Annotated in this window: 10 protein-coding genes and 2 pseudogenes; 5 read left to right on the plus strand and 7 right to left on the minus strand. The window is 73.2% G+C overall.

The features are described 5' to 3' along the window. Positions 1–33: 33 nt before the first annotated feature. Entirely contained in the window at positions 34–3759 is a 3726-nt protein-coding gene (locus D7044_RS12265; protein ID WP_199716590.1) for a S8 family serine peptidase, read from the minus strand. Positions 3760–3978: 219 nt separating this feature from the next. Here D7044_RS12265 and fabG point away from each other — a divergent pair, with 219 nt between their 5' ends. Further along, the gene (gene fabG, locus D7044_RS12270; protein WP_120679417.1) at positions 3979–4737 is read left to right on the plus strand and encodes a 3-oxoacyl-ACP reductase FabG; all 759 of its coding nucleotides are present in this window, start codon (positions 3979–3981) and stop codon (positions 4735–4737) included. A gap of 157 nt (positions 4738–4894) precedes the next feature. Here fabG and D7044_RS12275 read toward each other — a convergent pair whose 3' ends face one another. Continuing rightward, on the minus strand, positions 4895–5311 hold the full coding sequence (locus D7044_RS12275; RefSeq protein WP_120679419.1) for a hypothetical protein: 417 nt from the start codon (positions 5309–5311) through the stop codon (positions 4895–4897). Next, complete coding sequence (locus D7044_RS12280) at positions 5304–5702, minus strand: hypothetical protein (protein ID WP_120688945.1); 399 nt, start codon at positions 5700–5702, stop codon at positions 5304–5306. Before D7044_RS12280 ends, D7044_RS12275 begins: the two co-directional genes overlap by 8 nt. A 170-nt stretch (positions 5703–5872) precedes the next feature. On the opposite strand from D7044_RS12280, the gene D7044_RS12285 reads away from it, so the two are divergent. Both D7044_RS12285 and erm read left to right on the plus strand, forming a co-directional pair. Then, positions 5873–6778 (plus strand): Gfo/Idh/MocA family protein, encoded by a 906-nt coding sequence (locus D7044_RS12285; RefSeq protein ID WP_199716591.1) that lies wholly within the window; start codon positions 5873–5875, stop codon positions 6776–6778. A 459-nt stretch (positions 6779–7237) separates the two neighbouring features. After that, a complete protein-coding gene (gene erm, locus D7044_RS12290) occupies positions 7238–8035 on the plus strand; it encodes an ErmE/ErmH/ErmO/ErmR family 23S rRNA (adenine(2058)-N(6))-methyltransferase (protein WP_120679423.1) in 798 nt (265 codons plus the stop codon). A gap of 75 nt (positions 8036–8110) precedes the next feature. Here the strand turns inward: erm and D7044_RS12295 are convergent, their stop codons facing one another. After that, on the minus strand, positions 8111–8302 hold the full coding sequence (locus D7044_RS12295) for a DUF2795 domain-containing protein (RefSeq protein WP_120679425.1): 192 nt from the start codon (positions 8300–8302) through the stop codon (positions 8111–8113). 99 nt (positions 8303–8401) lie between these two features. Between D7044_RS12295 and D7044_RS12300 the strand changes: the two genes are divergently transcribed. Continuing rightward, positions 8402–9658, plus strand: coding sequence for an erythromycin esterase family protein (locus tag D7044_RS12300; protein ID WP_120688892.1), 1257 nt, complete (start codon positions 8402–8404; stop codon positions 9656–9658). Positions 9659–9711: 53 nt separating this feature from the next. On the opposite strand, the pseudogene D7044_RS33530 reads toward D7044_RS12300, so the two are convergent. The 3 genes and pseudogenes from D7044_RS33530 to D7044_RS12310 all read right to left on the minus strand — a co-directional run. Next, positions 9712–10851 (minus strand): annotated as a pseudogene (locus D7044_RS33530) (MMPL family transporter); the annotation flags it as partial. A 122-nt stretch (positions 10852–10973) separates the two neighbouring features. Beyond that, positions 10974–11979 (minus strand): annotated as a pseudogene (locus D7044_RS33535) (MMPL family transporter); the annotation flags it as partial. Further along, complete coding sequence (locus D7044_RS12310) at positions 11979–12554, minus strand: TetR/AcrR family transcriptional regulator (protein WP_120679887.1); 576 nt, start codon at positions 12552–12554, stop codon at positions 11979–11981. The gene D7044_RS12310 and the pseudogene D7044_RS33535, both read right to left, overlap by 1 nt. Before the next feature lie 196 nt (positions 12555–12750). Here D7044_RS12310 and D7044_RS12315 point away from each other — a divergent pair, with 196 nt between their 5' ends. After that, a complete protein-coding gene (locus tag D7044_RS12315; protein ID WP_120688893.1) occupies positions 12751–13710 on the plus strand; it encodes a DNA polymerase domain-containing protein in 960 nt (319 codons plus the stop codon). The last annotated feature ends 12 nt before the right edge of the window (positions 13711–13722 follow it).

A 13722-nucleotide genomic window follows, 5' to 3' on the forward strand; every position in this document is an offset into this window, starting at 1 on the left:
TCCGCCGTGGCCCCCTGCTCCGCGCTCGGATCGTCAGCGCACGCCGAAGGCCCGGATCACCGTCTGGTCGACCGAGTTGCCCGAACCGTCGGTGGCACGGGCGCGCAGCGAGACGTACGACGCGCCCTTCGGCGCGTTCAGCGCCGCCGTCCAGGAGCCGTCCTTCGACCGGCGCACCGACTGCGTCCGCCAGTGCGCGCCGTCGTCGTAGGAGACCTCCAACCGGACCGCCCGCACGTCGCCGCAGCCGGTGACGCCGGGCAGGTGCGCGGCGGAGACGGCCAGCGTGCTGTTGCGCTTCGCGGTGCCGGCGGCGTCGGTGTCGACCACGTAGTCGAGCTGGAGCAGCGGCAGCACGCTCGACTCCACCCCGGCGGCCGGCGCCTTCGACCGGAACGTCCACTCCGACTCGGTACGCGTCGAGTACGCGCCGGCGGTCGGGTCCTGGGCGGTCCGCACCACCAGCCGGTACGGCAGGTCACCCGCGCCCGGCGCGGTGCCGCTGATCCAGGTGCTGGTGCCCTCGGCGAGCAGCTCGTCACCCTGGTAGAGCTGGTTGGTCTGGGTGGCGCCGTTCATCGCCATGCCGACGTGGTCGGCCCCGCCCCAACCAGGCACGTCCAGGTTGAGGGTGTCACCGGCGCGGGTGGGCAGCTTGAAGTTGTCGTTCAGGTGCGGTCGTTCGATCGGCTCGAAGAACTGCTCCGTCCCGCTGCTGCCCGCCCGGTAGCCGGTCCGCTCGTCGATCTGGTAGGTGCCGCCCTCGACGTACGCCTCCTGGCCCCACTCGTTGAGCTGGCCGGTGGAGACCCAGTCGGTGCGTACCGGGGCGAGCGGCCGGTTGCTGGTCTGGCCGATGCCCCAGTCCGAGTACGACGGCCAGTCGAAGCGGAACTCGCCGCCCCGGGTCTGACCGGGCGGGAAGGCGAAGCCCACGTCGATCCGGGCCAGCGTCTTCTTCGTCTCGGTCCGGCTGAGTTCCCGCGGGATCCGGTTGTGGTACGCCTGCATGAGGTCGTACACGTAGTCGGCGACGGGCTGCGAGGTCACCTGGACCGTCGTCGACCCGCGCTGGATCTGCTTGATCAACGCCTCGCCCTCGTCGAGGCTGACCAGCGCCACCTCGATCGGGGTGGGGGTGAAGAAGTCGATCGAGTAGTCGCGCACGTCGCGCCAGGGCTGGTCGCTCACGACCAGCAGCAGCTTCGCCCCGGCGGCGGTCGCCGCGGCGGCCTGATCGGCGTCGAAGACGTCCTGGTTGCGGCGGACCACCACGACCTTGCCCCGGGCGTCCAGGCCGGCGTAGTCGCTCGCGGCGCCGTTGCCCGCGTAGACGGTGGGCAGCGTCCAACGCCCCTTCGGAAGCTGGGTGGTGCCCTGCTGCCGGACCACGTCGTCGAAGTCGACGGTCCTCGTGCCGACGCTCAGCACCGGCTGCTCCTTGCGCCACCGGGCGCCCAGGTAGAAGTCGCCGTGCCGCACGTCGCGGCTCGTCGGCTGGGCCCAGAAGCTGTCGAAGAAGACACCGCCCTCGACGAACGAGCGCCACCGGCCCTCACCCTGCGACCGGTAGTAGTCCAGTCGGGTGTACGTGTCGGCGGTCTGCTGTGGCACCCGCGAGTCGATCCGGCGCGCCGCGCTCGCGTCCAACCGGACCACGGTGTCCTTGCGCAGGTCGATGTCGGGGTCGCCGACCAGGGCCACGCCGAGCGAGTTCGGCCCGTGCACGCCGGTGACGTTCAGGAAGCTCATCGCCGAGTAGACGCCCTCGGGCAGGTAGAGCTGCGCGACACCGTTCTCGTCGGTGTTGAGGAAGTCCGGGCCGTACGCGCCGGGCTGGCCCAGCTCGATGAGGCCGGCGGCCGGCTTACCGGCCCGGTCGGTCAGCTGCATCCGCAGCCAGTGGTACGGCGTATAGGTGCCGACGCTGATCGCGGTGCGGGCCGAGGCGGCCCGGTCCGCTCCGGTGGCGACGATCTGCCCGGTGTATCGGCTGCCCGCGTTCGCCCGGGTGGTGTCCGTGGTGAGGGTGACCGTGGCGGTGCCGTGCGCGGGCACGGTCACCCGCGCGCTGGAGAGGCGGAACAGGCCGGCCGGTGCGTTCGGGGCGTCGACCGTCAGCTCCAGCGGGATCGGCTGGCCGGTGGTGTTCGTGTACGTCACCGGCGGCGTGCTGCCACCCACCTTCGCCGTCTCGTCCCCCATGACGGTGTGCACGGTGCCGGTGGCGAAGACCGGGGCCCGCACCGCCGCGGCCACGTCGACCCGGCCGGTGCCGCCCTGGTACGCGTCGTACTGCGGCGTGCGCCGGGTGGTGCTGACCAGCGCGTCCTTGATCTGCTGGCCGGTCCAGTCCGGGTGCTCGGCGGCGAGCAGGGCGGCGGCGCCGGCCACGTGCGGCGCGGCCATCGACGTGCCGTCCATGCTCTGGTACGCGCCCTCACCGGGCGTGTACTGCGACCGGGCGGCGAGCACGCCGACGCCCGGTGCGGTCAGCTCCGGCTTGACGGCCTCGTCGCTGATCCGCGGCCCCTGGCTCGAGAAGGAGGCGAGCTGGTCGTCGGCGTCGACCGCGCCGACGGTCAGCGCCGCGTCGGCCGCGCCGGGGGCGGTGACGCTGCCCGGCGCGCCGATGTTGCCGGCGGAGATGACGAAGAGCGCACCGGTCTCGGCGCTGAGCGAGTTGACCGACTGGCTGAGCAGGTCGGTGCCGTCGCTTGGCTGGTTCGACCCGAGGCTCATGTTGATGACCTTCGCGTCGGCGTCCCGCGCCGCCCACTCCATGCCGGCGAGGATCCAGGAGTCCTGCCCGGAGCCGGCGTCGCTGAGCACCTTGCCGACGAGGAGCCGGGCGTCGGGGGCGACGCCCCTCTCCCGGCCGCCGGACGCGGCGCCGGTGCCGGCGATGGTCGAGGCGACGTGGGTGCCGTGCCCGTACCGGTCGATCAACTCCTCGCCGGGCACGAAGACGGCGGACTCGGCCACCCGGTCGACCAGGTCCGGGTGCGTGGCGTCGATGCCGGTGTCCAGCACGGCGACGCGGACACCCTGCCCGGTGTCGCCGCCGGCCCACACCTCGGGAGCGCCGATCTGCGCGGTGGTGTCGGCGAGGTCGGCGCGGACCCGCCCGTCCAGCCAGATCTTCGCGATCCCGCCGCCGAAGCGTCCCGCGCCGCTGTTCCCGGTGGCCGACCTCGCGGCGGGGGTGGCGGTGATCGCGGCCCAGAACTCGTCGGCCCGGTCGCGGGCCTCGTTCATCGCGCTGCCGGAGATGCTGCTCAACGTGCGGGTGCGGGTCGCGCCGGCGGGTGCGGTGGCGCGGAGCCCGGCGCCCGCCCCGGCGTACGACACGATCAGCGGCAGGTGGTCGGAGTGCGCGTCGTCGTACTCGTCGGCGATCAGCCGGGTCACGTTGAACAGTCGCTTGTCGAGGGTGTCCGCGGCCACGTAGGGCAGCACCGTCTGCGGGTAGACGTAGAGCTCGTCGCCGGCCTCGACCACCCGTACCGGCGTGGGAGCGCCGTCGGGCCGTCGGACGTCCACTGTGCCGCCGTTCGGGGTGCTGCGGGTGGTGACCACGTCACCGGTGATCAGCGTGACCGAGTGGGTGCCGGGTGGGGTGGGCAGATCCGTCGGGGGAGCGGGGGTGGGGCCGGCCGGAGAGCCCGGGGCGGCCAGGGCGGGTGACCCGTTGGTCGCCGCGAGGGCCGTGGCGACCACGGCGGCGAGCCAGGCCCCACGGGTACGCGAGAGCTTCACGTGATGTCGTCCTTGTCTCGTCTTCTGCACCGGTCGCTACAGGGGTGGTAGCGACCTCTCCGGATGCGTGTCCCGGTTCGGGGATCGGGGCGCGCAGGTGTCGGAGGGCGGAACGAGACGCTACGCCGCAATGATCATTTCGTATAGGGCAACGATCGCGCCCGGCGGCGGCTGGCGGCTAAGCTCCTTCGATCGACCCTGAGTTACCGGGAGGTAGTCATGTCGGAGGAGCCCCGCGTCGCCATCGTCACCGGAGCCGCGCGCGGTATCGGCGCGGCCACTGCACGCCGGCTCGCCGCGGACGGCCTGGCGGTCGCCGTGGTCGACATCGAGGAGTCGGCGACGAAGGAGACGGTCGACGGGATCGTGGCCGCCGGGGGCCGCGCGCTCGGCGTGGGCGCGGACGTCGCCGACCGCGGCCAGGTGGAGGCCGCCGTGGAGCGGGTCGTCGCCGAGTTGGGTACGCCGACCGTGCTGGTCAACAACGCCGGGGTGCTCCGGGACAACCTGCTCTTCAAGATGACCGACGCCGACTGGGACACGGTGATGGGTGTGCACCTGCGCGGTGCCTTCCTCTTCAGCCAGGCCACCCAGCGGCACATGGTGGAGCGGAGGTGGGGCCGGATCGTCAACCTCTCCAGCACCTCGGCGCTCGGCAACCGCGGCCAGGCCAACTACGCGGCGGCGAAGGCGGGCCTGCAGGGCTTCACCAAGACCCTCGCCATCGAGCTCGGCCCCTTCGGTGTCACCGTCAACGCGGTCGCGCCCGGCTTCATCGTCACCGACATGACGGCGGCGACCGCCGCCCGGATGAAGGTGGACTTCGCGGAGCTGCAGAAGCACGCGGTCGCGGAGATCCCGGTACGCCGCGTGGGTCGACCGGAGGACGTGGCCCACACCATCTCGTTCCTGGTGGGCGAGGGCGCGTCCTTCGTCTCCGGCCAGGTCATCTACGTCGCCGGCGGCCCCCGCGCCTGACCCCCAGCCCGCCCCGCCCATCCCGCCCCGCCCCGCGCGAATGGCCACTCTTTCACCGAAGGAGTGGCCATTCCGCTCACCACAGCAACTCTTTCGGTGAAAGAGGCGCTTCGTGGCCTGACCTGGCCCGGCGAGCCAGGGGCGGGTCAGGGGCGGGTCAGCGGGGGGTGGCGCGGGTACGCCAGAGCCAGAAGAGGCCGAGCAGGGGGAGGAGCAGCGGGATGTAGCCGTAGCCGCTGCCGAACTGCGACCAGACCGTCTCGTCCGGGAAGAGCGCCTTGTCGGCCAGGCTGAGGATGCCGACCACCACCACGCCGACCAGCTCCACGGAGCAGCAGATCAGGGCCAACCGGCGCCCGGCGTGACCGGCCCGGGCCAGCCCGATCGCCGCCACGATGTAGATCAGCGCGGCCACCGCGGAGAGCGCGTACGCCACCGGCGCCTCGCCGAACTTCGTGACGATCTGGAGCAGCGCCCGCGAGGTCGCCGCGATCGCGAAGAGGATGTAGACGGCGATCAGCAACCGGCCGGGACCCCGGTTCGTGCTGCGCCGGGGCGTCGCTGTCTCAACCACCGAGCACCTCCCAGGTCTGCTGGAGCCGGACCACCACGACCGGCGTGACCAGGCAGACCGCGCCGACGATCGCCGAGCCCCACCGGGTCGGCTCCATCCGGGCCAGCACCGCGGCGAGCGGCGGCAGGCAGACCAGCGTCACCAGGTAGCCGAAGAAGGCGCCCGGCTCGCCCGGCTGGTCACCCCCGCCGACGGCGACCAGGGCGAGCACGGCCAGCCCGAGCAGCGCCAGCTCCAGCATGCCCAGTCCGATCAGCTGCCAGCGGTCCGGCGGCCGGTTGCGCGCGGCGGAGACCAGGCTCCAGACCGCGATCAGGAGCGACAGCACGATCGACGCGGTGGCGAGGAGGCCGTCCACCGGCGATCCCGTCGCGGCGGCGGCGACGGTCATCGGGACCACCCGGTCCTTGGCTCGGTCACCGGCACAGCCTACTAATTGTCGTAGTAGCGGCTGCTCGCCCCCGCCCCGACCTGGCCCCGCGCCCGCGCGGCCCGGATCGGGCGACTAGCGTGGATCACGTCCGTGGCACTGCCGCGGGGACGACTAAGGCGGGGGTTCACGTGCTGCGGTTCGGTTTGTTCGGCACCGGTCACTGGGCGGCGGAGACGCACGGGGCGGCGCTCGACGCGCACCCGCGCGCCGAGTTGGCCGGGGTGTGGGGGCGGAACCCGGAGCGGGCCGCGGCGCTGGCCGACCGGTACGGCGTACCGGCCTTCGCCGACGTCGACGCGTTGATCGAGGCGTGCGACGTGGCGGCGGTCGCCCTGCCGCCGGACATCCAGGCGGACATCGCGGCCCGGGCGGCCGCCGCCGGACGGCACCTGCTGCTCGACAAGCCGATCTCGCTGAGCCTCGCCGACGCCGACCGGGTGGTCGGGGCCGCGCAGTCCGCCGGGGTCGCCTCGGTGGTCTTCTTCACCCAGCGGTACCAGCCGAATGTGACCGCCTTCCTCGCCGCCACCGCCGCGGCCGGCGGCTGGCAGCACGCGAAGGCGATCATGTTCTCCTCGATCTACCAGCCGGGCAGCCCGTACAGCGGGTCGCAGTGGCGGCGTGACCACGGCGCGCTCTGGGACGTCGGCCCGCACGCCCTCTCGATCATCCTGCCCGTGCTGGGCCGGGTGGAGAAGGTGGCCGCGACGGACGGGCCGAGCGGCCTGGTGCACCTGCTGCTCACCCACGACGGCGGTGCCACCAGCAGCGTCTCGCTGACGCTCGACGCCCCAGCCGAGGCGATGACCCGCGAGTTCACCTTCTACGGCGAGAACGGCATCGAGACCGTGCCGAACGGGCAGTACGAGCCGCCGGTCGCCTTCGGGGTGGCGATCGACCAGCTGCTCGAGGAGATCGAGGCGGGCACCCGGGACCACCGCTGCGACGTGCGCTTCGGCCGCGAGGTGGTGGCCGTGCTGGCCGCCGCCGAGACGGCCCGGGCCGAGTCCCGCACCGTCGTCGTTCCCGCCTGAGCGCAGGCCTTTCGCCCCGGCGCGTACGGAAGCCGCGTCCGGGCGAGTTCGAGTGGGTCCGGTCGCGTGGTCAACTCGAGGTCAGGAAGTCGGGGCATCCGCGCCCTCGGGATGCCCCGACCTCATTGAAGTCGAGTCGATCATCCGCGGGCAGTAGCCGTCGCTCGTCGGCCGGTAATCCGGTGGTGGGGCGGCCGAGCGCGGGATAGCGTGCGGCCATGTTCACGCACGCCCTGATCGAGGTGGCCGGCACGCCGGCCGCCCGGGGCCCCCTGTTGGCGTCCCGCCCGCGTGTCCGGCGTCCGGCCCTGGTGGGCCGGGACGCGACCCGCGACTGACCGCCGGGCGCTTCCCCGCGCCGTATCCAGGGCCGTCCGAGTCCCATCCACTCGGACAGGCCCCCACTCCGGGCTGCCTGTCCCCGCGTCGCCGCACCGGCGACAGACAGGACGACGACACGTGGCGCCCCGCCGTACCCGCTCGACCGAACGCGACCGGAACCGTCGCGTACTCTCGCAGAACTTCCTCGCCGACCCGGCCGCGATCGCCCGGGTCCTCCGGTCGGCGGATCCCGACCCGACCGGCCTCGTGCTGGAGGTCGGCGCCGGCCGAGGCCAGCTGACCCGCCCGCTCGCGGCCCGCTGCGGGCAGCTCGTGGCGTACGAGGTCGATCCCACGGCAGCAGCCGAACTGGCCGCCCTCTGCGCCGAACTGCCGCACGTCCGGCACCGGCAGGCCGACTTCCTCACCGCCGAGCCGCCCGGCGAACCGTTCGCCGTGGTCGGCAACATCCCCTGGTCACTGACCTCGGCGGTGGTCCGGTGGTGCCTGGCCGCGCCACGGCTGCGCACCGCGACGCTGCTCACCCAGCTGGAGTACGCCCGCCGGCGCACCGGCGACTACGGGCGGTGGTCCCGACTCACGGTGCTGAGCTGGCCGGAGTTCTCCTGGCGGCTCGCCGGACGATTGCCGCGTACGGCGTTCCGCCCGGTGCCCACCGTGGACGCGGGCATCCTGCGGATCGAGCGGCGGCCGCAGTCGCTGGTCGCACCGGCCGCGCTGCCCGCGTACCACCGGATGGTGGAGCTGGGCTTCGGCGGCGCCGGCGGCTCGCTCGCGGCCTCGCTGCGCCGGCGGTACCCGCCAGGTCGGGTGTCGGCGGCCCTGCGAGCCACCCGACTGGACCCGGCCACCCCGGTCGGGTACGTCTGGCCGGAGCAGTGGCTGGTGCTGTTCCGGCTGCTGCACGCTCGCTGAGCCGCTCACTCCGGTGGTCGGGCCCTCCGGCCCGGCCACCGGCGCCCCGCGCGAGGTGACGGCTGCGGCGGGCGGTCAGGCCAGCGTGCCGAGCGCCTCGTGCAGCTCGGCGGGAGCGTCGAACTGCTCGGCCGGCAGGGCCCGCAACATCTGCAACATCTCCGTGCTGGCCCCGTTCTCCTGCCCCCAGCGGACCAGGTCCTCGCGGGAGACCGGGTAGTCGAGCCCGGCCAGGAACTCCTGCCACTGCACCCCGGTGACGGTCATGCCCGGCGGCTACCCGCTCAGCGGGCCGGCACACCGGCCGCCGCCCGCGACGCCTCTCCCGCCCCGGTTTGCCCGCCGACCCGCCGGGTAGCCGCTCGCATGCTGGTTCAGCGGCTCGGCGCGCCGAGCGACTTCGACCCCCTGTTGGAGCGCGTCCGGGACGCCCGGGTGGTGATGATCGGCGAAGCCACCCACGGGACCTACGACTTCTACCAACTCCGGGAACAGCTCACCCGGAGACTCATCGCCGAGTGCGGATTCTCGTTCGTCGCCGTCGAGGGGGACTGGCCGGACTGCGACCGGGTGCACCGTTCGGTCACCGCTGCGCCCGGTGGGATGGTCGAGCCACTGGCCGCGCTCGAACGCTTCGAGCGCTGGCCCACCTGGATGTGGGCGAACGCCGAGGTGGCGCGCTTCGCCGGCTGGCTGCGGGCGTGGAACGCGCGACGGCCGGAGGGGGAGCGGGCCGGCTTCCACGGGCTGGACGTCTACAGCCTCTGGGAGTCGATGCAGGCGATCTTCGACTACCTGGGCGAGGAGAACCCGGCCGGGCTGGAGGCCGCGCAGGACGCGTACCGCTGTTTCGAGCCGTACGGCCGGCGCCCCGAGGAGTACGGCCTCGCGAGCCGCTTCGTCTCCGCGCGGTGCGAGGAGGAGGTGGTCCGGCTGCTGGCCCGCACCCGGGAGCAGGCGCTCGCCGACGGTGCGGAGAGCTTCTCGGCCTGGCAGAACGCCGAGGTGGTGGCGGGCGCGGAGCGGTACTACCGGGCGATGGTCGGCGGTGGACCGGAGTCCTGGAACATCCGTGACATCCACATGCAGGACACCCTGGACCGACTGCTCGACCGGTACGGCCCGGACGCGCGGGGGGTGGTGTGGGCACACAACACCCACGTGGGCGACGCCCGGGCCACCGACATGTCGGCGGAGGGAATGGTCAACATCGGGCAGCTGGCCCGGGAGCGGCACGGAGCCGACGCGGTGGCGCTGATCGGCTTCGGCTGTTACGAGGGCAGCGTGATCGCCGCGCCGCGCTGGGGTTCACCGGCCGAGTCGATGGTGGTGCCGCCGGCACGGCCCGGCTCGATCGAGCGGCGGCTGCACGAGCTGATGCCGGACCGGGCGGTGCTCGTCTTCGGCGGTGACGACCAGCCCGGGTGGGTCACCGACACGATCGACCACCGGGCGATCGGGGTGGTCTACGACCCGACGTTCGAGTCCTGGGGCAACTACGTGCCGACCCGTCTCGGTGAGCGGTACGACGCCTTCATCTGGTGCGACGACAGCACGGCGCTGCATCCGCTGCCCGCGATCAGCACCACCGGCGAGATGGAGACCTACCCGGCCGGGGTGTGACCCGGCCGCGCCGGCGGGGCCTCTCGCAGTCACCGAGGGGCCCCGCCGCTCGCTCAGACTCCGGCGGGCTCGCGGTCGGCCAGGTGGGCGCGGAGACCCTCGCCCTCGATGTCGACGTTCGGCAGGGCCCGGCCGAGCCACCTCGGCAGCCACCAGGCGTGCCGGCCGAGCAGGGACATCACCGCCGGCACGATGGTCATCCGGACCACGAAGGCGTCGATGGCCACGCCGACGGCGAGCGCGAAGCCGATCGACTTGATCACCGGGTCGTGGAGGAAGAAGACGAAGCCGCCGAAGACCGAGATCATGATCAGCGCGGCCGCGGTGACCACCCGGGCGCCGTGGCCCATGCCGTTGATCGTCGCCTGCTGCGCGGTGTCGCCGTGCACGAAGTCCTCCCGCATCCGGGAGACGAGGAAGACCTCGTAGTCCATGGCCAGGCCGAACAGGATGCCGATCAGCAGGATCGGCAGGAAGCTGATCAGCGGGCCCGGGGTGTCGAGGCCGACCAGGTCGGCGAGGTGACCCTGCTGGAAGACCCCGACGGTGATGCCGAAGGTCGCCGCGACGGTGAGCAGGAAGCCCAGCGCCGCCTTGACCGGCACCAGCAGCGAGCGGAAGACCAGCATCAGCAGCAGGACGGAGAGGCCCACCACCAGCACCAGGTAGATCGGGAGGGCGTCCGCGAGCTTCTCCGAGACGTCGATGCCGATCGCGGTGGCCCCGGTCAGCAGCACGTCCACGTCCTTGATCCCGCCGACCGCGTGCCGGATGTCGTGCACCAGCGTCTCCGTGGCGGCGTCCGTCGGCCCGGTCTTCGGCACCACGCCGAGCAGGGCCGTCCGGCCGTCCGGGCTGAGCTGCGGCGGCGCCACCGCGAGTACGTCGTCGGTGCGCTGGACCAGGGCGGTGACCTGGGGTACGGCCGCCGCCGTGGCCTCCGGGGTCTCCCCGGCCACCACCACGGCCAGCCGGCCGGTGAAGCCCGGACCGAAGCCCTCGGTGATCAGGTCGTTCGACACCCGGGCCGGCGAGCCGACCGCGGCCGTGCCGGCGTCAGGCAGGGCGAGCCGCATCTCCGAGGTGGGGACCGCGAGCAGCCCCAGGCCGAGCAGCCCGACCAGGATCACCGGTACGCGCAGCCGGGTGACCAGCCGAGCCCAGCGGAACCCGAAGCCGGACCGGTTCTCGGCGGCGGGCTCGTGGCGGGTCGAGAGCTCCTCGACCGGCGTGCCCGGCCCGGCCCGGCGCATCACCCGGGCGACGCTGTCGCCGTCGAGGGCCGGCACGCCGTCGACCGGCGCGGTCCCGCGCAGCCGGCGGGGGAGCACCTTGCGGCCGGCGAAGCCGAGCAGCGCCGGCTGGAGGGTGATCGCGACTAGCACCGCCACGGTGACCGTGCCCGCCGCAGCGAGACCCATCACGGTCAGGAACGGGATGTCGACCACCGCCAGCCCGGCCAGCGCGATCACCACGGTCGCCCCGGCGAAGACGACCGCCGAGCCCGCCGTGCCGACCGCTCGGCCCACGGCCTCATCCGGTGGCAGCCCGTCGAGCAGGTTCTGCCGGTGGCGGGAGGTGATGAAGAGCGAGTAGTCGATGCCGACCGCGAGGCCGAGCATCAGCGCGAGGATCGGCGCGGTGCCGGTCAGCTCGACGGTGCTGCTGAGCGCGAAGAGGCCGGCCATGCCGACGGCCACCCCGATCAGGGCGTTGAGCATGGTCATTCCGGCCGCCACCAGCGAGCCGAACGTGATGACCAGGACGACGGCGGCCACCGCCACCCCGATCGCCTCGGTCGAGCCGACCTCCGGCTCACCGCCCAGCACCTCACCGCCGGGGGCCACCTGCCAGCCCTGGGCCTCGGCGTTCGCGCCGATCTTCTCGTACGCCGCGTGCTGCGCGTCGTCCACCTCGTCGGCGCCGCCCGCGAACTGCACCTGGACCAGGGCGTACTGGCCGTCGGGGGAGACCGCGCCGACGGCGAGCGGGTCGACCGCGCCGACCACGCCGGGCACGTTCGTGGCCTCCTGCACGATCTCCTTGATCACCGCCTGCCCCTGTGGTGTGCCCAGCTCGCCGTCCGCGGGCGCCTTCACCGCGATCGTTCCGGTGGCGCCGCTGGCCGACGGGAACTGCTGGGAGAGCAGGTCGAGGGCCCGCTGTGATTCGGTGCCGGGCATGGTGAAGTTGCTCGCCGTCGGGCCGCGCAGGAACACGGCGGCCAGGCCGAGACCGACGAGTACGACGAGCCAGACCGCGACGACGAGTCGCCGCCGGCGCAACGAGCCCCGGCCGAGCCGGTAGAGCAGGGTCGCCATCAGGTTTCCTTGTCCTGGGTCGGGGATTGGTCAGGTACGGGTTCGAGCGCCCGCCCGGCGAGGGCGAGCAGGGCGGGGCGCAGTTCGTCGTCGGGAACGTCGACGAACTCGGCGCACCCCTCGGAGATCCCGGCGAGCAGCACCAGCGCCGCGATCCGGGCGCCAGGCTGGGCGCTGTGCCCGGCCAGGGCGTCCCGCATCCGTTCGGAGATCCGCTGGATGTGCGCGAACGCCGGCTGTTGCAGCAGTTCGGGGAACTCGCCGCGGAGCACGGCGATCTCCCGCCGGAAGCGGACCGCGAGGTCGATGAAGCCCGCTGCGGCGGTCTGTTGCGCCGCGCGCCCGGTCAGCCCGACGAGGGAGTCGTCGAGCGACTGGAGCATCGCGATGGCCGGTGCCATCAGCTCGGTGAGCAGGGCTTCCTTGTTGGCGAAGTGGTAGAGCACGGTGGCTTTCGAGCAGCCCACCTCGGTGGCGATGTCCTGCAGCGACGTACCCCGGTAGCCGGTCGCCGCGAAACGCCGCGTCGCCGCGGCCAGGATCTCCCCGCGGGTCTCCGGTTCCGTCCGTCGCATGCCGTCACCTCCGTTGACCAGCATGCCTGACCGATCGGTCAGACCCTGACCGATCGGTCAGAAGAAAATCGTGGCCTTCCCCACAGGCGTGCTCGGGCCGTGCCGCGGACGACGAACCACCGGCCCCGGTGGGGAATCTCCGACCGGCCCGTCGCGCCCGGTTGACCTCCGTCTCGGCGGCCGGGAAGGTGGGCTGATGAGTGCGGCGGACGAAACCCGGGACGGGGTGTCGCTGACCAACCTGGACCAGACGCTCTTCGAGGGCGCCACGGCCAGCAAGCGGGACCTTGTCGACTACCTCGACACCGTCCGGGACCGGATCATCCCGCAGTTGCGGGAGCGGCCGCTGTCGGTGATCCGGGCGCTGCGCGGGCAGGCGCCGTTCATGCAGAAGAACCTGCCGAAGTACACCCCAGAATGGGTGCGCCGGGTGCCCGTCTGGGCCGAGGCGTCGCAGCGGCAGGTGTCGTACGCCCTCTGCGACGACCGCCGGACGCTGCTCTGGTTCGCCAACCAGCGGGCCGTCGAGTACCACCCGACCCTGGCCCGCGCCGATCAACTCGACCGCCCCACCCACCTGGTGCTCGACCTCGATCCGCCGGAGGGGGACTCGTTCCCGGCCGCGGTGGCCGCCGCGCTGCTGGTGCGGCAGGCGCTCGCCGACGCCGGCCTGGCCGGCGCGGTGAAGACCAGCGGCGCCAAGGGGGTCCACGTCTTCGTGCCGGTAGCGGCCGGCTTCGACGCGGGGGAGATGGCGGCCGCCACGAGGGCGCTCGCCGCCCGCGCCGAGCGGCTCGACCCCGCACTGGCCACCACCGCCTTCATCCGCGAGGACCGGGGTGGCCGGGTCTTCGTGGACTCCACCCGGGCTGGCGGCGCCACGGTGGTGGCCGCGTACAGCCCGCGGCTGCGCCCGGGGCTGCCGGTCTCCTTCCCGGTCGACTGGGCCGCCCTGACGGACGTCACGCCGGGCGACTTCACCGTGCGTACCGTCCCGGGGCTGGTCGCCGCCGGTGACCCGTGGCTGGACCTGATGCCGGAACCGCAGCCCCTTCCGACCGATCTGGTCGAGGAGGGGCGGGCCATCCCGATCGCCCGGGTGCAGGCGATGCACGAGGGCAAGCGTCGGGCCCGGGCCCGACGTCAGGCGGGCTGACGCCGGGCCCGG

This window comes from Micromonospora musae (genome assembly GCF_003626635.1).
Classification (GTDB): Bacteria; Actinomycetota; Actinomycetes; order Mycobacteriales; family Micromonosporaceae; genus Micromonospora; species Micromonospora musae.

Bases quoted from the DNA above. Each gene is read 5' to 3' on its own strand.
- D7044_RS12300 (WP_120688892.1), top strand. From the start codon at position 8,402: ATGCTGGTTCAGCGGCTCGGCGCGCCGAGCGACTTCGACCCCCTGTTG.
- D7044_RS12310 (WP_120679887.1), bottom strand. From the start codon at position 12,554: ATGCGACGGACGGAACCGGAGACCCGCGGGGAGATCCTGGCCGCGGCG.
- fabG (WP_120679417.1), top strand. From the start codon at position 3,979: ATGTCGGAGGAGCCCCGCGTCGCCATCGTCACCGGAGCCGCGCGCGGT.
- D7044_RS12295 (WP_120679425.1), bottom strand. From the start codon at position 8,302: ATGACCGTCACCGGGGTGCAGTGGCAGGAGTTCCTGGCCGGGCTCGAC.
- D7044_RS12280 (WP_120688945.1), bottom strand. From the start codon at position 5,702: ATGACCGTCGCCGCCGCCGCGACGGGATCGCCGGTGGACGGCCTCCTC.
- D7044_RS12315 (WP_120688893.1), top strand. From the start codon at position 12,751: ATGAGTGCGGCGGACGAAACCCGGGACGGGGTGTCGCTGACCAACCTG.